This is a genomic window from Chitinophaga deserti (assembly GCF_003149455.1).
GTDB classification, from domain to species: Bacteria; Bacteroidota; Bacteroidia; order Chitinophagales; family Chitinophagaceae; genus Chitinophaga; species Chitinophaga deserti.
The window spans coordinates 426,094-446,239 of the sequence record NZ_QFFK01000004.1 but is presented as its reverse complement, the minus strand read 5'-3'; the positions used below and the strand labels follow the sequence as shown (position 1 = coordinate 446,239).

15 protein-coding genes are annotated in these 20,146 nt (G+C 51.5%); 10 read left to right on the top strand and 5 right to left on the bottom strand.

The features are described from left to right. Positions 1-7 precede the first annotated feature (7 nt). Positions 8-1,633 (bottom strand): M1 family metallopeptidase, encoded by a 1,626-nt coding sequence (locus DEV76_RS11620; protein ID WP_109698069.1) that lies wholly within the window; start codon positions 1,631-1,633, stop codon positions 8-10. A 122-nt stretch (positions 1,634-1,755) separates the two neighbouring features. Here DEV76_RS11620 and DEV76_RS11615 point away from each other — a divergent pair, with 122 nt between their 5' ends. From DEV76_RS11615 to DEV76_RS11570, 10 genes are all read left to right on the top strand, one after another. Beyond that, on the top strand, positions 1,756-3,375 hold the full coding sequence (locus tag DEV76_RS11615; protein WP_109698068.1) for an ABC transporter substrate-binding protein: 1,620 nt from the start codon (positions 1,756-1,758) through the stop codon (positions 3,373-3,375). A 133-nt stretch (positions 3,376-3,508) separates the two neighbouring features. Then, on the top strand, positions 3,509-4,291 hold the full coding sequence (locus DEV76_RS11610) for an acyl-CoA desaturase (protein ID WP_109698067.1): 783 nt from the start codon (positions 3,509-3,511) through the stop codon (positions 4,289-4,291). A 180-nt stretch (positions 4,292-4,471) separates the two neighbouring features. After that, positions 4,472-5,101 (top strand): RNA polymerase sigma-70 factor, encoded by a 630-nt coding sequence (locus tag DEV76_RS11605; RefSeq protein ID WP_109698066.1) that lies wholly within the window; start codon positions 4,472-4,474, stop codon positions 5,099-5,101. Positions 5,102-5,984: 883 nt separating this feature from the next. Then, positions 5,985-7,022, top strand: coding sequence for a FecR domain-containing protein (locus DEV76_RS11600; protein WP_109698065.1), 1,038 nt, complete (start codon positions 5,985-5,987; stop codon positions 7,020-7,022). A 33-nt stretch (positions 7,023-7,055) separates the two neighbouring features. Next, positions 7,056-10,553 (top strand): TonB-dependent receptor, encoded by a 3,498-nt coding sequence (locus DEV76_RS11595; RefSeq protein WP_109698064.1) that lies wholly within the window; start codon positions 7,056-7,058, stop codon positions 10,551-10,553. 13 nt (positions 10,554-10,566) lie between these two features. Beyond that, a complete protein-coding gene (locus tag DEV76_RS11590; protein WP_198652034.1) occupies positions 10,567-12,174 on the top strand; it encodes a RagB/SusD family nutrient uptake outer membrane protein in 1,608 nt (535 codons plus the stop codon). Positions 12,175-12,222: 48 nt separating this feature from the next. Beyond that, positions 12,223-13,338, top strand: a complete 1,116-nt coding sequence (locus tag DEV76_RS11585) for a SusE domain-containing protein (protein ID WP_232826935.1) — start codon at positions 12,223-12,225, stop codon at positions 13,336-13,338. Between the two features lie 12 nt (positions 13,339-13,350). Beyond that, positions 13,351-14,493 carry a glycoside hydrolase family 76 protein gene (locus DEV76_RS11580; protein ID WP_109698061.1) on the top strand — a complete coding sequence of 381 codons (1,143 nt, stop codon included), beginning with the start codon at positions 13,351-13,353 and terminating at the stop codon, positions 14,491-14,493. 839 nt (positions 14,494-15,332) lie between these two features. Continuing rightward, positions 15,333-15,884, top strand: a complete 552-nt coding sequence (locus DEV76_RS11575) for a cupin domain-containing protein (protein WP_109698060.1) — start codon at positions 15,333-15,335, stop codon at positions 15,882-15,884. 545 nt (positions 15,885-16,429) lie between these two features. Then, entirely contained in the window at positions 16,430-16,882 is a 453-nt protein-coding gene (locus DEV76_RS11570) for a DUF1842 domain-containing protein (protein WP_109698059.1), read from the top strand. Between the two features lie 197 nt (positions 16,883-17,079). Here the strand turns inward: DEV76_RS11570 and DEV76_RS11565 are convergent, their stop codons facing one another. From DEV76_RS11565 to DEV76_RS11550, 4 genes are read right to left on the bottom strand one after another with little or no spacing between them, the layout of a single operon-like run. Further along, entirely contained in the window at positions 17,080-17,733 is a 654-nt protein-coding gene (locus DEV76_RS11565) for a response regulator transcription factor (protein WP_109698058.1), read from the bottom strand. Beyond that, entirely contained in the window at positions 17,723-18,529 is an 807-nt protein-coding gene (locus DEV76_RS11560) for a sensor histidine kinase (protein ID WP_109698057.1), read from the bottom strand. The genes DEV76_RS11565 and DEV76_RS11560 overlap by 11 nt, the downstream gene beginning before the upstream one ends. Next, positions 18,505-19,155, bottom strand: coding sequence for a hypothetical protein (locus tag DEV76_RS11555; protein WP_109698056.1), 651 nt, complete (start codon positions 19,153-19,155; stop codon positions 18,505-18,507). Before DEV76_RS11555 ends, DEV76_RS11560 begins: the two co-directional genes overlap by 25 nt. Next, positions 19,155-19,793, bottom strand: a complete 639-nt coding sequence (locus tag DEV76_RS11550; RefSeq protein WP_109698055.1) for a hypothetical protein — start codon at positions 19,791-19,793, stop codon at positions 19,155-19,157. The genes DEV76_RS11555 and DEV76_RS11550 overlap by 1 nt, the downstream gene beginning before the upstream one ends. Between the last annotated feature and the right edge of the window lie 353 nt (positions 19,794-20,146).

The following is a 20,146-nucleotide window of genomic DNA, read 5'->3' as shown; positions in this document are numbered from 1 at the left end:
ATCGTTATTATACTTTTCGTAGGATCACATAGTAGTTGGGGTCTGCTTCAAAGGCCGATCCGTTTTTCAACGGCATCGTTTTCCATTCCGTACGTGGCTGCAGGGTAAGTGTTTTGCCACCTGCCTTCACTTTCAATGGCATATCGAAATCCTTTACATCCGTTACCCAGCGGTATTTTAATTGTCCGCCCCCGATGCTGTATTCCAGCACGGGAGGTTGGGTATAACGGAGGTATTGTGCGAATACTTTATCGAAGTTGATACCTGATTTCTTATTGATGAATTCCTCTACCTGCGCACCGGTAACTGTCTGGTGGCGGAAGGTTTTGTTCAGTCCGCGGAGTATCTGGCGGAAGCGCTCATCATTGCCGATAATCTGGCGGATGGTATGCAGCATATTGGCGCCTTTGTAATACATATCACCCGAACCCTCCGTGTTAACGCCATATGGTCCGGTAATGGGAATATCGTTGGCGATGTTTTTACGGATACCCTGCAGGTAAGCGTTACCCGCGGCTTTGCCATAGCGGCATTCGGTGAAAAGGGTTTCGGAATAGTTGGTGAACGATTCATGCACCCACATATCCGCAATGTCTTTGGTGGTGATGTTGTTGCCAAACCATTCGTGGCCGGTTTCGTGGATGATGATGAAATCCCATTTCAGTCCCCATCCGGAGCCGGAGAGATCTTTGCCACGGTAACCCATTTTATACTGGTTGCCATACGCTACCGCGCTCTGGTGTTCCATGCCGAGGTGAGGCGTTTCCACCAGCTTGTACGTGTCTTCATAAAAAGGGTAGGGGCCAAACCAGTGCTCGAAGCATTGCATCATGGGCTTCGTGACGCCGAAGTGTTGTTTGGCTACCGGCAGGTGGTAATCCAGTACCCAGAATTCGAGGGGGAGCGTGCCGGCTTCGCCTTTGAAAGTATCGGAGAAATGTGCGTAGTGGCCGATGTTGAGCGCTACGTCGTAGTTGTTGATGGGATTGGTAACGAACCAGGTGAAGGTGGTGGTGCCATCCGTTTCTGTCTTTTTGGAACGGAGGCGGCCGTTGGATACGTTGGTGAGACCGGCAGGTACGTTCACGGCTATCCGCATGGAATCCGGTTCTTCACTCTGATGGTCTTTATTGGGCCAGAACACGCTTGCGCCGAGGCCCTGGCAGGCACTGGCGATCCAGGGGCGGTTGAGGGAATCTTTTTTCCAGACGATACCGCCATCCCAGGGAGCGTTTTTGGCTTCGCGGGGCTTACCGCCGAAAGTGAGTGCAATCTGTTTGAGCTTTCCTTTGGGCTGGTCGGCCTGTATATCGATGAAGAAAACATTGCCTTCGCGGGTGAAGGTCAGTTCTTTCCCGTCCTGCACGGCTTTCTGCAGTTCCATAGGCTGCTGGAGGTCTATCTGCATCTGCTTTCCCTCACCGGTTACCCGGTAATGGATCACGTTGGTGCCTTCGATGGATTTGGTTTCAGGAAGCACACGGAGGGAAAGGTCGTAATAGGTTACATCCCACCAGGTGCGCCCGGCGCCGAGGGAACCGCGCAGGGTATCCTGCCGGGAGAAACGGTTTTGCTGGCTGAAAGCGTTGGTAACACAGAGCAAAGTCAGCAGGAAAGGCAGCAGCCTCGTCATAACAGGGTAAGTTTAAACGGCAATATATTTCAATTGGCGAAAATGCAACGCCCTTTTTTTGACGGACGGTTGCATAGCCTTGTCATTCCCCCGAATTCTCATTACCTTGATGCTTCCGTTTTATGAGATATTCCGTATTCTTCCTGCTTGTACTTCTCTACGCCTGCGGCGAGCGCCGCGGCAGCGGGAAAATGGTGTTCCGCTATAACCAGGAAGGCGGAATCCCCACCCTCGATCCCGCATTCGCTAAAAATCAGGCTATTGTGTGGGCGGTGCGCCAGGTGTTCAATACACTCGTGGAAACGGATAGCCTGCTCAATATCAGGCCCTCCCTCGCTAAAAGCTGGGAGGTATCGCCCGACCGGCGGGAGTATACATTCCAGCTCCGTACCGACGTGTTCTTTCATGATCATCCCATCTTCCCCGGCGGCAAAGGCAGGAGAATGACTGCGGATGATGTGGCGTATAGTTTTAAACGCCTCATGGACCCCGCCACTGCTTCTTCAGGCGCCTGGGTATTCAACGGGAAAGTAAACCCGGAAACGGGATTTACCGCAATAGACGACAGTACCTTCCGGCTTACGCTCTTACAACCTTTCCAGCCTGTTATGGGCATCCTCTGTATGCAATATTGCAGCGTGGTGCCGAAAGAAATAGTAGCACATTACGGAAAGGATTTCCGCAAGCATCCTGTGGGTACCGGACCGTTTCAGTTATATTTTTGGGACGAAGGGCAGGGGCTGGTACTGCATAAAAATCCCCGCTATCATGAAACCGATGCATCCGGGAAGCGGCTGCCGTATCTCGATGCCGTACAGATATCGTTTGTAGACAGTAAGGGTACGGAGTTCCTGCTGTTCAGGCAGGGCCAGCTCAGTTTTATCAATGAAATAGATGCCACGTTTAAAGACGAAGTGATTACGCGGCAGGGCACCTTGAAAAAGGAGTGGGAAGGGAAGATTGTGATGATGAAAACACCGTATCTGAATACGGAGTATTTCGGGATTGTGATGGATGAAAGCAAGCCCGGGGTGAAGAATAGTCCGCTGCATGATGTAAGGGTGCGCAAGGCGGTGAACTATGGGTTCGACCGCGTGAAGATGATCACCTATCTGCGAAACAATAAAGGCATCCCGGCCACCTCGGGTTTTGTACCGGCAGGACTGCCCTCATTCGATACGGCGGCAGTGCGGGGATATCACTACGATCCGGTGAAGGCGCGGAAGCTGCTGGCGGAAGCGGGGTATCCGAACGGGAAGGGGATGCCGGGAATGACGCTGGTGTCGATACCGCTGTATGCGGATCTGGCAGATTATGCGGCAAGGCAGTTGCAGGAGCTGGGTATTAAAGTGCAGGTGGAAGTGATGCAGCGCGGGCCGCTGATTGATATGGTGGCGAAATCAGCCGTACCGTTTTTCAGGGCCAGCTGGATAGCCGATTACCCGGATGCGGAAAGCTTTCTGGCGATGTTTTACAGTAAAAACCCTGCGCCGCCGAACTATACGCGGTACAATAATCCGGCATTCGATCAGCTGTATGAAAGGGCGCTGGGGGAAACGAATGATTCGTTGCGGTACAAGCTCTATCAGGAGATGGACAGGATGATTGTGGCAGATGCGCCGGTGATCCCTGTTTTTTACGATATGGTGATGCGATTCAGGCAGCCTAATGTGCTGGGGCTCAGCAGCGACGGGCTTAATACGCTCGAGCTTAGGCGGGTTAGGATAGAGGAGGTGGAATAGGGGCACGCATCAATATTTAAAATATTCATTAAGAAGGGGTTAATTTTCCGCGCGCCTGCGTATAATTAGGTAAGCCGGGATTAATGGTTTACCTTTGCGGTTCAATCTTTTCAACACTAAAATTGAGGTGTACATGACTGCGATACTGATCTTCTTTTTTTCACACTGGTTTCTCAGCTTATTCTTCCATACATTTTTCCTTCACCGTTATGCTTCCCATCAGATGTATGATGCGAGTAAAGGTTGGGAGCGCGTATTTTATTTCTGCACCTGGTTCTTCCAGGGTTCTTCTTACCTGATCCCCCGTGCTTACGGCGTGATGCACAGGATGCACCACGAGTTCAGCGATACCAAAGAAGATCCGCACAGCCCGCATTTCTTTAAGGACGTATGGCATATGATGATCCATACCCGCGAAATATATGCTGCTTTCTTAAGCGGTAAAAAACTGCCGGATGCACAGTTCACGAAAGATCCGCTGCCTGTTTGGGCTGCTATGGATAAATTCGGCGACCACCGTGCAACCCGTCTTACGTGGATTGCCCTGTACATTGCATTTTACGTGATCTTCGCCGGTACTACCTGGTGGCTGTACCTGCTGCTGCCGATCCACTTCCTGATGGGCCCTATCCAGGGTGCAATCGTGAACTGGTGCGGTCACAAATATGGTTACAGCAACTTCGATAACGGAGACCATTCCCGTAACTCAGAACCCTGGGGTATCTTCCTGCTGGGTGAGCTGTTCCAGAACAACCACCACAAGCATAAAGACAGTGCCAACTTCGCTAAGAAGTGGTTCGAATTCGATCCTACCTACCCGGTAATGCGTGCGATGCACTTTGTGGGCATTATTAAATTGCGTCAAACGGCTACTGCGAAAATCGCAGTGCCCAAGAAGAACCGCAAAGCTGCTTAAATTAGGCTGAGAGTGACAATTTTTATATTGGCGGTGGAGCAATCCATCGCCTTTTTTTATGTCCAGAAGTGCCGTCCAAAATTTATTTTCACTTCTTGTAAGTAATTTTCCATAATTACCGGTCCTTTCTCTGACAACGGTCTCCACGCCGTTCCATCAGCCAAAACAGTTATAGGGCATATGCCAGACAGCAACCAGCACATACGGGAGTTGCAAGCGGAAATTGCACGTTATGGCAGCGAACAGGCCTTTGCTTCGCTGTTCAGGCTGCTGTATGACCGTTTACTACGTTTTTGCATGCAATATGTGCACTCCCGCGAAGCCGCGGAAGAGGTGGTGTCTGACGTATTTGTGAAGGTATGGGAGAAGCGCGGGCAGCTCATGGAAGTGGTGAACCTGGAAGTGTACCTGTTCGTAGCGGTACGGAACCATGCTTATCATTACCTGGAGAAGTATTCCAATATGCGGGTGACTTCTTTGGAGAACGGGGAATGGGAGCTGGCTAACGGGAGTGATCCCGGCAGTGATATGGAATGGAAAGAGATGATGCTGCTGCTGGATGCCGAAGTGAACCGTTTACCGGACCAGTGCCGCAAAGTGTTCCGGCTGATCAAGGAAGAAGGGTTCCGGTACAAGGAAGTGGCGCAGATCCTGAACATTTCTCCACGGACGGTGGAAACGCAATTGTTCCGTGCCATTCGCCGGCTCCACGAAGCAGTAGGCTCCTGCCTTCCGGAAAAGCTCCGGCGCGGGGGGAAACTGCCCCCGGCCATTGGATTGCTCCTGTTGATAATGGAAGGCTGGTTGTAGGTAGTTGAATATATTCCATTACAGGATTGAAAATATTCACTGGTAAGTAAAGTAGGGAAGGAGTGGGGGAAGAGGAGGGGTACTGCAGGGATAAAGAAGGTATAAAGAAGGTATAAAGAAGGGTAAAGGCTGGTTTTATGTACTGAAACCCAATGTAGTAGCGGGCCTTATACACTAATGTATAGTAAAATATAAGGGTAGATATACTTTAAGTTGCCCTGCTGTAAATAAGAAGTAATACAGGCGTAAATATTAAATAAGGTATTTGTAAGGAGGAAGGAGGTAAAGTGCTGATGCGGGTTGAAATGTAGCCAAACCGGAGGCATGGGTAAATTGATGGAAAGGTCATGGGGAAAAACTGGGATAAAAAGGCATAAACCTTCAATCATCCTTCAGTGAACCTTCAGTGATCCTTCAGTCAAACACCCTCAAACCTATACCACCACTGAACACCACTGAAGGATCACTGAAGGATGGCAGTAGCATGTCAGTAGGTTTTGCAAAACGGCTTACATGGAAAGAGTGCCCTGGATGAATTGATAATAAAGTGTTTAGGATTAAAGATGCCCACGAAAGCACCAAAGTGAAGGTTGGAAGAAGAGCCAAACAGGGCGAAAACTATGATCAGTGAAATTGGAAGCCTAACCCATGAAGGGTGCATGCCTAAGTGAAGTTGAGCAGATAGTGGTCAATAGGTAGGATCAGGTATTGATGATCAATAAGATGTGTAGGTTATGTTAAGTGAGAACGAAGCAGGGAACATCCATTAATAGCGAAAATGTATTTGACTTTTAGATTAATGTTTTATTCCGGGGCTGAGGGGTATATCCTTCAGAGGTAACCGCCCCATGTATCCGGAAAAAGCAAACAGGTCCCATGTAGTATGATGACGAACGAAGAAAGAATCACCCGGCTGCTGGCTGCCCGGTTAGCTAACGAGGCTACCGAAGCGGAATTGCGCGAACTGGAATCCCTCCTCGCGGAAGACCCTGCATTACAAGCCCGTGCCCAGCTCCTGCAGCGCTACTGCAACAACGCCCCGCTCCATACCAGCGCAGGCACTGAGCAGGCACTGGAGCGCACCCTGGCACGGATTCGTGGAGGTGAACCCGTTGCATCATCCACTTCAGACAGGAGAGGGGCCCGCTACTGGTGGTACGCCGCCGCAGCAGCAGTACTCCTCCTCATCGGAAGCATCTGGGCTTTATGGGGGCCTTCGGCCGGCAGTAACAACATCACCGCCTTCCACCCGGAAACTGATACCGTTCGCTGGATGCACCGCCAGAACGCCAAAGCCATCCGCGCAGTACTCGAACTGGCCGACGGTTCCAAAATCTGGCTCAACGCAGATTCCAAAATCTCTTACCCCGAAAACTTCGGTCCAAACAGCCGTGAAGTATTCCTCACCGGCGAGGCATTCTTCCAGGTAACCAGCGATCCCGGTAAACCATTCACCGTACACCTGAACAAAGGCACCATCCGTGTGCTGGGAACTTCCTTCAACGTACGCGCCTACGATAACGAGCCTGTTAAAACTTCCGTTACCACCGGCAAAGTAGCCTTCATTCCAAAATATACCGATGCCGACCGTAAGCCAGACACCTTTTACATCACCCCCGATGAAAAAGTTACCTGGAACGATGAATACACCCGGCCGGAAAAAGCCATCACTTCCGGAGAAGAAGACCGTGCCTGGACAGACGGCGGGCTTGTTTTCCGCGATGCATCCCTCGAAGATATCTGCCGCGAACTGGAACGGACCTTCGGGAAGAAAGTACAATTCGATTCCGATGCGCCCCGACATTACCGGATGACCGGCGCATTCCGGAACAACAGTCTGCCCGAAATCCTTTTCTACCTCTCCAGATCTAAAAATTTCCGATATACGATCACCGACAGCACTTTGCTGATCAGTGAATAAGCACCGTTCCTTTTATCACCACATTTAAACGTTATGAAAGTAAGACCGCTATGCAAGCCGGGTCCTTTCCGTTCGTTGCTCCGCGCCGCCGCCTTCTGTGCTGCACTATTGTGTATGCTCGACCTCCGCGCGCAGGAAGCATGGGCAGCCAGCACCGTCCGCCAATCGATGGACCAGGCAAAGGACAATCCCCGGAAACAAACGGAAAACCGCCTCAGTTTACAGGTCCGCGACGAGAAACTCTCTTCCGTCCTCGACCGAATCGAACAGCAAACACCTTATGTGTTCGTGTATTCCAATGACGAGATCGCCATCACCCGGAAGATTACGCTGCATGTGAAAGACAGGCAGCTCAACGAGATCCTCGACATGCTCCTTTCACCGCTCAACATCCGGTATGAGCTTATCAGTAACAAAATCATCCTGAAACAGGGAAACGTAACAGCCGCCGTGTTCGGGCAGCAGGAAAACATCACCGTTAAAGGCCGGGTGGTGGGCGAAAACGGCGAAGGTCTCCCCGGAGTAAATATCCGCCTCAAAGGCAATCCTGCTATCGGCACCGTGACAAATGAAAATGGCGGCTTCTCCCTACAGATACCTGCTGGCGATGCAGACGGAACACTGGTTTGCACCTACGTGGGTTATCTCCCTTCCGAAGTTCCTATCGGCGGCCGTACAGACATTACCGTGCTGCTCCGTACCGATACCAAAGCGCTCAACGAAGTAGTGATCACGGCATACGGCTCCCAGAAAAAGGGACAGGTAACTGCCGCTATCAGTACCATTTCAACGAAGGATATTGAGAGCCGTCCGGTTACCAATATGTTCCAGGCCCTGCAGGGTACCGCGCCCAACCTCACCCTGCAACAGGGTACCGCTGAGCCGGGCGCTTCCCTTATCCTCAACATCCGCGGCGTAGGCTCCCTTACTGACAACGCTCCGCTCATCATCATCGATGGGGTTCAGACGAGTAAAGACGGATTGCAGAACCTCAATCCTTATGATGTGGAGAGCATTTCCGTGTTGAAAGATGCGGCCTCTTCCGCCATCTACGGATCGCAGGCGGCAAATGGTGTCATCTACATCACCACCAAACGCGGCACCAAAGATCAGCGGCCCTCCGTGCAATACAACGGGATGTACGGTGTGCAAACACCTACCGCATTACCCCGCCAGATGGAAGGTTGGGAATACATGACCCTCAAAAACGAGGCGCTTGTAAACTCAGGGAAAACACCCCAGTATTCACCGGAACAGATCAGTCACTGGAAAACAAGGGGTTCCGAACCGGCTTATCTGAAAGAAATGATCCGGGATAAAACGCCCCAGCAAAACCACAGCCTGAGTTTAACCGGCGGCGGCAAAAGCACCAGCTACCTTATCTCTCTGGGATATGTGAACCAGGGGAACATGCTGGCCAACAAATATGTGCCCGATGATCTTAACCTCGGATACCGCCGCTATAACGCCCGCGCCAATGTGAGCGTGGAAGTGAGCAAGTATGTGCAGGTGAATGTGAACATGGCCTACAGCAAATCCTGGTTCAACCGCCAGCAGGCCGATATCGGTATCCTTATGCGCGATGCCATGCGTACCCCGAGGATCTATGCCGTGAAGGATTCGCTGGGCAACTTCGTGGTACCGGCACTCAACAGTAACAACGTTATTGCACAACTGGTATATGGCGGGTACAACCGCACCGAGCGCGATAACCTGCTGGGCGGGGTAGATGTAACCATCACTCCCCTGAAGCATTTCAGGATTAACCTTAATGCGTCCGGGAACTATACCATCAACAGCCACAACTACCGCCAGAACAAATACAGCTACGCTCCTTACTATACCACGGCCAATCCGCCGATTTATAATCAGCAGTCGATGGCCCAGTATAAAGACCTCACCACCAACGTATACGCTACCGCGGAATATGAAAACACTTTCGCCAAAGACCATTACGTGAAACTACAGGTAGGCGGCAGAAGCGATGCGGTGAATGAATATTACGGCCTGCGCGCTACCCGCTACGGTACCACCAACCTGGACGACGACTGGAGCATCGGCGGCGGGTACATCCCCAAGCCCGATGGCACCCTCGACTATGCCACCATCGGTACATACAACGAACTGGTGAATCCCAATCTCTTTGCACTCAATTCCCTGTTCGGCCGGTTCAACTACGTGTTTAAAGACCGTTACCTCGCAGAGTTCACCTGGCGGTACGACGGGTCGTCTAAACTGGCGCCCGGCCACCGCTGGCAATTGTTCCCCGCATTCTCTCTGGGCTGGCGGGTTACCGACGAGCCTTTCCTGCAGGATGTAAGGGATAAGTTCGGCAACCTCAAACTCCGGTATTCATGGGGTAAGGTGGGTAACTCCAACATCGGCGGGTTCAACTATCTGGCCCGTGTGTCCATCAACCCGAACAAATATCCGTTTAACAATACCGCCAATCCCGGTGCCGACTTCTCACCCTATAACGAGCTGCTGGAATGGGAAACTTCCGCTATGGCTAACTACGGAGTAGATGCGGAGTTCCTGGATAACAAACTGTCTGTTTCCTTCGATTATTTCGATAAGCGTACCACCGGTATTTACCTCTTCCAGGAAGTGCCCGGTACAGCAGGGATCGGATCGAGCCTGCAGAACGCCGGAGAGGTGATGAACAAAGGATGGGAAGTAACCGTAACCTGGCGTGCCAAAACCGGGGCCTTCAACCATACCTTCAGCGGCAATGTGTCCGACAACCTGAACAAAGTACTCCGGTTCGGACAGGAATCCATCCGCGGGTCCGACTTCAGCTACATCATCCGCGAGGGTTTCCCCATCGCTTCGTACTTCGGGTATAAGTCCAACGGGCTGTACCAGAACCTCGACGATCTGAAGGGTGCGCCTAAAGTACCGTTTGCTTTCAACCAGCAGGTGATGCCTGGTGATATACGGTATGTAGACCGTAATAACGACGGGGTGATAGATGCCGACGACCGTTTCGTGTTCGGCAATCCTTTCCCCCGGTATACCTTCGGGCTCAACTACAACCTTACCTGGAAGCAGTTCGATTTCACCATGTTCTGGCAGGGAGTGGGTAAGCGCTCACAGTTCCTCCGCGGCGATATCGTGGAAGCCTTCCATAATAATGAAGACCATGCCATGGTGCAGCACCTCGACCGCTGGACGCCCAACAATCCCGGTGCATCCTATCCAAGGCTCACCATCGGTACTGCCAATGCCAACAACTTCGCTTATTCCGATTACTGGATGTTCGATACCAAATACATACGCCTGAAGAACCTGCAGCTGGGTTACTCGCTGCCCAAATCGGTTACGGACCGGCTGCGGATACAGGGAGTGCGTTTCTACCTCACGGGGCAGAACATGCTTACCCTTATGCCTAAACGCTTCCGGGAAATCGGGGTAGATCCTGAGTTTACCCAGTACGACGATAAGATGGGTTTCTCCAACTACAATGCCATTGCAGGGCGTAACTATCCCAACGCGGCCACCTACGCGTTTGGGCTCGACATCAAATTCTGATAAACACATCGTTATGAAACAATTGATCTTCACCATAGCCTGTATTGCCCTGTTTGCCAGCTGCCGCAAACTGGAGCAGCCCAACACAAGGGAGTTCACGGAAGAAGCTTACTGGCGCGATGCACAGGATGCACTGGATGCGCTCACCAGCTGCTATGAGAATATGTACGGCGACGGGTTCTATTTCGGGAACGAGGCGCTTAGCGATAATGCCTATGTAGCCGGAGGCGGTTTCAGCGGGGTATCGCTCATTGCCGGAGGCAGTTACGACCCCTCGCATGCAAGGGTCCGCGAAGAATGGGGATACCATTACCGGGCGATCCGCAAGTGTAATGTGGTAGTACTCAACATCACCAAAGTTCCCCAAATGGATGAAACCCTTCGCCGCCGGATAGTGGCCGAAGCCCGGTTCATCCGCGCATGGGCTTATTTCAATATGGCCGACTGGTACGGAAGCGTGCCTTTCTATATAGACCTCATTTCCGTAGATGCCTCCCGCACCATTGCCCGCACCAGCCGGGATGAAGTGATCCGGTTTGTGCTGGATGAGCTTTCTGCCATCAGGGCCGACCTTCCGGTGAACGTGGATTATGCGGAAAAAGACAGGGGCCGTATTACCCGTGGGGCTGCCATCGCCCTGGCCGCAAGGGTGCGCCTCTGGAAAGGGGAATGGGACCTGGCCGCACAGGAATATGCTTTGCTGATGAATGGCACGCAAAACGGAACGTACGGATTATTAGGCAATTACGCCAACCTGTTTAAACCAGCGAATGAATTCAATAATGAAGTGATCCTCGATCTGCAATACGGTGGCGGCCGCACTTACAGCACCCAGCGCAGCTTCCTGCCGCAAACGGTAGCCCTGTTAAGGAGTGTGCTCGTACCTACGCAGGACCTGGTAGACGATTACATCATGACCAACGGGAAAGGCATCCGCGAAGCAGGTTCCGGGTATAATGAAAACGATCCCTACACCAACCGCGACCCACGGTTCAATGCCACGATTATTCATCATGGTGCAACCATCGTGGATTTCGAAGGGCGTACCCAAACCATTCTCACACAGCCGGGTTCCAACCCCGCTACAAACAGCGTCGATGATCAGGGAGCTTCACCCACCGGTTACTACTTCCGGAAGCATTACGATCCCACGGCACCGAACTATAACTCCGGCCTCAATCTGCCTATGATCCGGTATGCCGAAGTATTGCTGGGCTTTGCGGAGGCTAAGAATGAAGCAGGCCAGCTGGATGCCGATACCTGGAACAAGACCATCCGCGCACTCCGTATCCGTGCCGGGTTTACCGATGCCGGGGCTACAGAATTCCCGGCCGGCGCTACAAAGGAAATCCTGCGGGAGATCGTAAGGAGAGAAAGAAGGGCGGAACTGGCTTTTGAAGGCATCCGCGCTTTCGACATCCGCCGCTGGAAAACTGCGCAAACCGTACTGGCCAAACCGGTACGCGGCATCAAAGTAAGTTCCGGGGCTTTCAACAGGGATCCTAACGGGTACATCATCGTGGAAAACCGCCGCTTCGAAAACCCGAAGCATTACCTCTGGCCGGTACCCACCGCCGAGCGCGACCAGAACAAGAACCTTGGCCAGAATCCCGAATGGTAAATCATTTCAAACTAACTCAATCGCACTGTCATGTATAAATACATTTCCATGGTTACAATGCTCGCTGCGCTGATGGCCGGCGGGTGCAAAAAGGACGAATATTCGCTCAACACCAATATCAAAACGGTGGAAAAGCTGACCGCCCCCGTTAATAACAAATTCACCAAGCTACAGCCTGCCACCAGTGCCACCGTACTCTTTGAATGGGATCAGGCCCGTGCGGAAGACGGCTCGCTGGTGCTCTATGAAGTGGCCATCGATAAGGAAAGCGGGGATTTCAGTAACCCCATTGCCCGGATACCTTCCGATGGCGGCGGGGTGCAGAATAAGCTGAACCTGTCACATAAAGACCTGAACAGTCTGGCCGGTAAGGCAGGCATCCCCGCACTTGGGACAGGTAAGCTGAAATGGACGGTCCTGGCTTCCAAGGGGTTCAACATTCAGCCGGCTAAAGAAACGAGGGTTATTGAAGTAGAGCGGCCGAACGGCTTCGCCGAGATTCCGGTGGATGTATTCCTGACCGGGGATGCTACCGAAACCGGGGCCGACCTCTCCAAAGCCCAGAAACTCAAATCCGTAACGGCCGGTGTTTTCGAGATCTATACTTCCCTGAAAGCCGGTAAGTACAAGTTTACCGACCGTAACAGCGGCACACCCAACGTGTTCTCCCTCGATAATGGCCTTATCCGTGAAGGGGGTGAATCCACGCAGGCCGGGGCTACAAAAGTATACCGCCTGCGGCTCGATTTCAACAACGCCGCCGTTACCGTAACGGAGATCACGGGCATCGGTTTATGGTTTGCGCCGGATGATAAGATCATGTATGAGCTTAATTACACCAGCAACGGTACCTGGACTTTCACCGATAAAGTCATCACTTTCAAACAGGAAGGCTGGGGCCGTGACGAGCGTTATAAGTTCCGCCTCAATGTGAAGAATGCCGCCGGAGCCGATGGACAGGAATGGTTCGGCAGCTCCAATGCCGACAATAACCGGCCTACTTCCACAACGCCCGCTGCCTTCTGGGAACTGAAGCCCATTACCAACAACGACCGCTGGAATTACTGCTACAAGTTCAAAACCGAGGTAGATACCAAAGCCTGTGACGTGCATGTGTACTTCCGGACGGATAAGGCGTATACTCATGAAGTGATTATTAAATAACAAACGCACAACATGCTGAAAATCATTAAATATAGTGCCTCGCTGGTTTTGCTGGCCGTATCGTTTTCCGGCTGTTTGAAAGAGCCGGTGGATGATGGTCCGGGCCCGGGTGCAGGTAAAAAGAACTACGTATACAACTGGCCGTCGATCGCAGATTCGTCTTACAATTCGCTGGTCGCCAATTTCTATAATGCCTCCGGTAAGTACTATAATGAGAACCACACCGGCGGGAATACTTTCCATTACTGGCGCAATGCCCATGCGCTCGACGTATTGCTGGATGCCTATATCCGTAAGAACGATCCGCAGGTGAAAGCACGGATGGACGAGCTGCTGGAAGGCATGAAAACCCGTAACGGCAACACCTATATCAATCATTTCTATGATGATATGGAATGGATGGCGCTGGCCTGTATCCGGGCCTTTGAAGTGACCAGCGATGCGAAATACAAAGCTGTGGCGGAGTTACTGTGGACCGATATCAAAGGCGGCTGGGACGATACCTGGGGCGGCGGCATTTACTGGAACAAAGAGCGGAAAAACAAAAATACCCCGGCCAATGCGCCCGCCGGTATCATTGCCGCCCGTTTGTATCAGCTGAACCGCAACCCGGAAGATCTGGACTGGGCTCGTAAGATCTACCAATGGCAGAAAAACAACCTGGTTGATCCGGTAACCGGGCTTGTCTGGGATGGCCTCGATGGTACGGGCACCAATAAGAACTGGAAATTCACGTATAACCAGGGCGTTTACATTGGGGCAGCCGTGGAGCTGTATAAGATCACCGGTGAGCAGGTGTACCTCAACGACGCGCTTAAAACCGCCAATAATTCCCTTACGGGCGACCTTACACAGGGTAACGTGATGAAAGACGAAGGCGGTGGTGATGGCGGGCTGTTTAAAGGCATCCTGGTGCGTTATATGCTGCTGCTCATTACCGACGGCAACCTCCCGGCTACTGACGCCGGCAAGTTCGTGAGCTTCCTGAAAGTGAATGCGGAAACGCTTTGGCTGCAGGCCACGGTAAGGCCCCAGGTGCTTTTCGGCAGCAAATGGAACGCTACGGGCTCCACGATCGACCTGAGTACCCAGTTATCCGGAGCCATGCTCATGGAAGCTGCGGCTCAGCTGAAGGCGAGGGGGCTCATCGAGTAAAATACCTGTACATCCAATTTTGTTACTTAAGGCGGGTGGATCGGAGACGATCTACCCGCTTTTTTTATGAAACCCCTTGCCTAAGGACCTGTAAATCAGCTGTCCCCAAAGCCTGACCGCTATACGTTCCCAATATGGTATGCTAACTAATTCAGCCTGTAATGACAATTGCCAATCCCTGCATGACAATTGCCTTAATCCTGCCGTAAGGCTACCCCGGCTATGGCTTAGCCAATGCATTTACTATTCGGTAGGAATACGGAACAGTACGGAGAGGCGGGGTTTTATGGTATTTTTTATGGGTGAGGGCCGATAGGGGGCTGAGATTGCGATATTTGGAGAAAATTGGATTTTTCCCGGATATATGACAATCTCAGGCAGGATTTTTGACGTTGGATCAGTATTAATATCTCCATTAAATAAATTGACTCGGCAGATTGATTACGAAACATTTAACCCCTGAAATTCTACTTGAATTATTCGCCGGTATTGTCATCAATTTCAGCGCAGAAACCCCGGATTTATCCTTAAGCCATTCAGTAAGGCGCTGAGAATCGCGTATACGGATCTGCTTCGGGATTCCGGCAAGATATGGCAAACTATAAGGCATTGATACTGATCTTTTACCCTTCTTTCACTTTACCAATTATATACTATAATTTATGTTATGTTAAATAGAATTACACCCAATTCCCGTCCTCTTACCTCTTACAATTCCTTTAGTTCAAAAGCCTCTTTAATGGTACTTTCTACAAACCGCATATTCATGTGGATGATCTAACATCCCTGAAAGCTATTCAGGAAAACGATCTATTTTTGCCTACCCCAATTATCTCCCCATGGCTTACAAGAACAAAACAATCAGGAATCCCCTCACCGGTCAGGAAATCCGTTTCCTGCAAACTGCTGCTGATACGGCCGGTAAACTGCTGGAAATGGAATCGACTTATGCACCCGGTTCTGTGGAGCCGCCCATGCATTACCATCCTGTACAAACCGAGCATTTTGAGATCTTAGCCGGTGAAATGACGGTCAAAATCAATGGTGCTGCCCGGGTGCTTAAACCCGGTGATAAGCTGGAAATTCCACCTAATACCCCGCATGCCATGTGGAACCATGGTTCCATACCGGCCACAATCAACTGGCAGGCCCGCCCCGCCCTGAACATGGAAGAATTCTTCGAAACCCTGATGGGCCTTGCGGCAGATGGGAAAACCAAGCCCAACGGCATGCCCGGTATCCTGCAGATATCCATGCTGATGAAGCGCTTCTCCGGGGTAATCCGCATGATTAAGCCCGCCTACCCGGTGCAACGGGTGGTTTTTGGGGTACTTTCTCCCATAGCCCGGTTGCTGGGCCACAGGCCTGCTTATCCCAAGTACCTGGATTAAATGATTGATTTTCAGATATTGTAATCGTAATCCGCCGGTATAACTACCGGCGGATTACATACTTCATATTCTCAGGCTGGCGCCTTGAAAGTCGATAGCCCCCAGCATAGCAATGCTGAATGGAATAGTCGTGAACAGCGATGAATCTGAACGGAATAGTCAATAAAGGATAAGTGGGTCTTTATTCCCGGATGGTAACGGGTACGATGGTACGCCTGCCGCACGTCTACATTCAGTATTTGCTGAATACTATCAGGCCCGGTGAAATCTGTATGCAGTCAACCAGCCGACACGATCAGGCCAATGGTTATCAATACCGATACGTCCTCCCCCCGTCGGCGTTCATGTAAGAACGCGTTCGGGAGTTTAGTATTCCGCCTTCCGGCACCAATATCCGGTAAAGGATTAGCGGTTGCAGACATACATTTCAACCATCTTATCCGGCATTTGATAAGGGAAAAGCTGAAATTCCCCCTTTCTCAGGGGGAAAACAGCCTTTTACAGCCTTCGGTCTTTTTAGATATTTGAATGTTCGTTTTTCTCTTATGCTAAAGACCGTTCACATTGAAGCTCCAGCCCATAACGGGTTGTTCGCCGTCCAGATGGATATTGGCGTGAATCAGCCCGGTGCCCCGGTGCTGCATATCTCACTGAGCGTTTGTCCTGATACCCGGCAGCTTACCGGTACCGGCCAGTTACTGGCGAATACGCGCTCCCATTCCTTTGGGATCACGTATCTCAAAGGGTACTGCTTCTCCATGCCTGTAACTGCTGCCGTGGAGTTCCCTAATGTGCTGATCATTATGGGGGTGCCATATCTGGCGCCCCGTTTCAGCAATGCTGTGCCCCAGCCCAACATGGAAATCTTTCTCGAACTGGATAATGCCTGGAAATCAGGCTTCTGTACGTACAAATACGAATCCGACTGCGCCTGGTATACTGTAGCCAGGGTGCCGGCCGGATTTATGGAGCCCAGGATGCTGGCATCTGTCGTCTGATTGCATTCTTACGTCCTCTGATCCCTATTTAATTACTTCAGTTTTCACTTAGTAACACATGAAACGAGCACCGGCGCAGGTTCTCCTGCGCCGGTTTACAAACTCCATGCAAACAAATATATCCCCGGGCCCTATACCAGGACCGGGGATTTTTAGTTGTAACCTTTCACGGCTGCTTTATATGCAGCGGTGTGTATTCATGGAGCGTAGAGTTCGTTTTTAATGGCGAAGAGTACCAGGCCCGTTCTGGATTTGATGGCCAGCCGGTCAAAGAGTTCCTGACGGTAGTTGTCTATCGTATGCGGACTAAGTTTCATTTCGGCGGCTATCTCCTTGTAGGTCAATTCGGAGCAGCATAGCCTGAGGAAAGTGATCTCATTATCACTCAGCTGCACTTGCAGGGCGCCGGGTGTAGGGTTATCCTGGATGCTGCGGAGCATCTTGGCAGAAATGAGCTCGTTGAGGAAATACCCCTGTTCGTGAATGGTGCGGATAGCGGTAACCACATCGGCAATGCGGGATTCTTTTACGAGGTAGCCCCCTGCCCCGTTCTTGAGCATTTTGATAATGGGCTTATCGTCTTCAAACGTACTAAGGGCCAGTATTTTAACATCCGGATAGTGCTGTTTCATCCATTGGGTGGTTTCGTATCCGTCCATCACCGGCATGTTGATATCCATCAGCACTACGTCGGGCGCGGTGGTGGTGGCGAGGCGTTCTTTAAGGTCGGCCCCGTTGGCAGCTTCGAATGCGACCTTAATTTCCGGGTATTCTGACAACAGGCTGGTGAGGCCCTGGCGGAAAAGCGTGTGGTCGTCTACGATAGCGATGTGTATGGTGTTATGTTGCATGGTTCGGATTTAATCTGGGAACGGTGATGGTGACGGAAGATCCTTTACCGGGAACGGACCGTATAACGGCCGAGCCCCCTATCATAGCGGCTCTTTTGCGGATATTCTGAAGTCCCATGCCCGATGGCTGGGCGAGTGCGGTTTCCACATCGAAGCCGGCGCCGTCATCGATGAGCCTGAGAGTCAGCGTCTGATCCTGCCAGCTTTGCTCTACGGTAACCGTAGTTGCGTTAGCATGACGGATAATGTTGTGGAGGGTTTCCTGGAAGATGCGGAATACGAAAAGCTCCGTTTCCGGATGTTTGGGCATACCGGTGAGGCAGCCGGTGCGGTGGATCTGGTACCTGCCGGATTTCTCCAGCCAGTCGAGCTCGAAGGCGATGGCATGGGGTAACCCCTTGCCTACCAGCTCCTCCCCGTGCATGAGGCGCGACAGGGCACGGATCTCGCGGATAGACCTCCTGGCGAGTGCTTCTGCCGCCGCGATCTTCTCTGCAGCTTTGTCTTTATCAGACAAGTCAACGGCGCTGAGTGTGATGGTCATCAGGCCCAGCAGCTGGTTGATGTTATCGTGAAGATCGTTCCCGATGGTTTTGAGGGTTTGTTCCTGCACCTCCATCTGCGTCTGCATCAGTTCGGTACGGAACGCATGGCGCATACGCTCTGTTTCTTCCTGGTGCTTCTTTTTCCGGGAGTTGTATACGCTGACGTACACGATGAGAAACAGCGGGGCAATGAGGAAGATGGCACTCACCCACCCGATCAGGGGTATTATTTCGTTTGACGGTACCTGCATATAAAAGCGTAAGTCCAGCTGCCGTACAGCAGCACGTTCAGCACTTTAAAAATAACATAACGGAGTGAAAAGCGGATGCCCTCAACAGAAGAAGCTTCCATCAGATACTGGAAGAAGATGTAGGTGGCAATACCACCGAAGTAGAACATGAGCGTTCCGCTGGCCCACCAGAAAGGCGGATGGGCAGAAAGACGGACGTATTCGTCGCTGCGGAGCACCAGGTAAAAGTAGTACAAACAGCCTACTACCATTACGATGGAAAGCAGGATGGCCGTTTGGGGGGAATACGATTCAAAGCCGCCGTTGAAGGATTCCGTGAGCCATGCGGCCAGGAATATTACTCCCCAGGCAATGGGCGCCCATAGCCGGACGCCGTAAGGCTTCATCATATGGTACAGGAAGGTAGTGATGGCGAAGCATTCCGCCAGCATATAGATGTTGTATAGGGGTGCATTCGGCTTTTGGAGCACGGTTCTCAGGTAAATACCGCCGGTTTCCACGAGGCACACAATCAGGAGGTAGAACGGAAACCGCCTCCACACCGGGTCCTTGTCGCCACGGAGGCAGACAAGGGCGGTGAGGAAGCAGATCCATTCGGCTACCGTATTGACGGTCAGATATTGCATTATTTGTAGATGTATTTTTTAGTGCTGTCGACATTGGGAGCCAGCATCAGTGCGCCGCGGTTGAAGCAGTTTTTAGGCGGCGGGCACATTTCACCATTGTTTTCCGGATCGTCTTCATCGGGGAATCCGGTGAGGATCATGCCTTTGGTAGGCCGGTTGTCCGGGGTTACCTGGATGTGGTCTATGTGTTTGTCCTTTTCCTCGCGGGTGGTTACCATTACAAAGGTGGTATGCCCCCAGTAGGGTTTAATGGGAATGTGGCCGATGGTGCCTGCCTCTTTCGGGAGAAGGTATTCATCTGCATAGTTGGCCAGGTAGAACCGTACACCGCTCATTTTATCGCGCTGCATCACGCAGAGCAATGCATGGATGCGCTCGGTAGAGAACCAGACGCTCCGGGTGTGCGCGGAATCCGGCGGCAGGTTGGCTCCATAACGGGCGATCATGTTAAAGGCAGTGTCTACCGTCATCAGTGCATCTTCCGGCACGATGGTTTGGGAATTGCAGACATACTCCGAAGAGTCTGTAGGGTGCGGTTTACCGCCACCACCACATTTGGAATCGGCCCACCAATAGCCTCCGGCAAGTCCTGCGGCGAGGGTAATGGCTGGGATCAAAATGGATTTTAATGTACTCATATAGGTAAAAATTGCATGCAGGTGGGAACGCCGGGATTCACATTTTCGGTTTTCATGGCGAACTAAAATAGCGCTTTTCACCACAATAATCCGAAAATCCACCGCTGTAAATTTCGGTACTGCGGCGCTCAGCAGGTAGGCCATTTTCGGCCCCTAGGGAGGCTGTTTTCGGGGTGGATACAGGGATTATCAGGTAAAACTAAGATTTAGTGCTGTAAGGTAATAAACTGGTCCTTAATTTTTTGCATCCAGATACTTCAAGTTACTTACTAAATAAAAGATTGATAATCAGGACTTACTTCACATTTAATTGTAAGCAAGAGTTGATTTACAGCATCTTAGCTTCCTGTAAA

What these genes read in the sequence shown, in the direction of transcription:
- DEV76_RS11605 (WP_109698066.1), top strand. Translation starts at nt 4,472, where the DNA reads ATGCCAGACAGCAACCAGCACATACGGGAGTTGCAAGCGGAAATTGCA.
- DEV76_RS11550 (WP_109698055.1), bottom strand. Translation starts at nt 19,793, where the DNA reads ATGAGTACATTAAAATCCATTTTGATCCCAGCCATTACCCTCGCCGCA.
- DEV76_RS11595 (WP_109698064.1), top strand. Translation starts at nt 7,056, where the DNA reads ATGAAAGTAAGACCGCTATGCAAGCCGGGTCCTTTCCGTTCGTTGCTC.
- DEV76_RS11565 (WP_109698058.1), bottom strand. Translation starts at nt 17,733, where the DNA reads ATGCAACATAACACCATACACATCGCTATCGTAGACGACCACACGCTT.
- DEV76_RS11615 (WP_109698068.1), top strand. Translation starts at nt 1,756, where the DNA reads ATGAGATATTCCGTATTCTTCCTGCTTGTACTTCTCTACGCCTGCGGC.
- DEV76_RS11620 (WP_109698069.1), bottom strand. Translation starts at nt 1,633, where the DNA reads ATGACGAGGCTGCTGCCTTTCCTGCTGACTTTGCTCTGTGTTACCAAC.
- DEV76_RS11600 (WP_109698065.1), top strand. Translation starts at nt 5,985, where the DNA reads ATGATGACGAACGAAGAAAGAATCACCCGGCTGCTGGCTGCCCGGTTA.
- DEV76_RS11555 (WP_109698056.1), bottom strand. Translation starts at nt 19,155, where the DNA reads ATGCAATATCTGACCGTCAATACGGTAGCCGAATGGATCTGCTTCCTC.
- DEV76_RS11560 (WP_109698057.1), bottom strand. Translation starts at nt 18,529, where the DNA reads ATGCAGGTACCGTCAAACGAAATAATACCCCTGATCGGGTGGGTGAGT.
- DEV76_RS11580 (WP_109698061.1), top strand. Translation starts at nt 13,351, where the DNA reads ATGCTGAAAATCATTAAATATAGTGCCTCGCTGGTTTTGCTGGCCGTA.
- DEV76_RS11585 (WP_232826935.1), top strand. Translation starts at nt 12,223, where the DNA reads ATGGTTACAATGCTCGCTGCGCTGATGGCCGGCGGGTGCAAAAAGGAC.
- DEV76_RS11610 (WP_109698067.1), top strand. Translation starts at nt 3,509, where the DNA reads ATGACTGCGATACTGATCTTCTTTTTTTCACACTGGTTTCTCAGCTTA.
- DEV76_RS11570 (WP_109698059.1), top strand. Translation starts at nt 16,430, where the DNA reads ATGCTAAAGACCGTTCACATTGAAGCTCCAGCCCATAACGGGTTGTTC.
- DEV76_RS11590 (WP_198652034.1), top strand. Translation starts at nt 10,567, where the DNA reads ATGAAACAATTGATCTTCACCATAGCCTGTATTGCCCTGTTTGCCAGC.
- DEV76_RS11575 (WP_109698060.1), top strand. Translation starts at nt 15,333, where the DNA reads ATGGCTTACAAGAACAAAACAATCAGGAATCCCCTCACCGGTCAGGAA.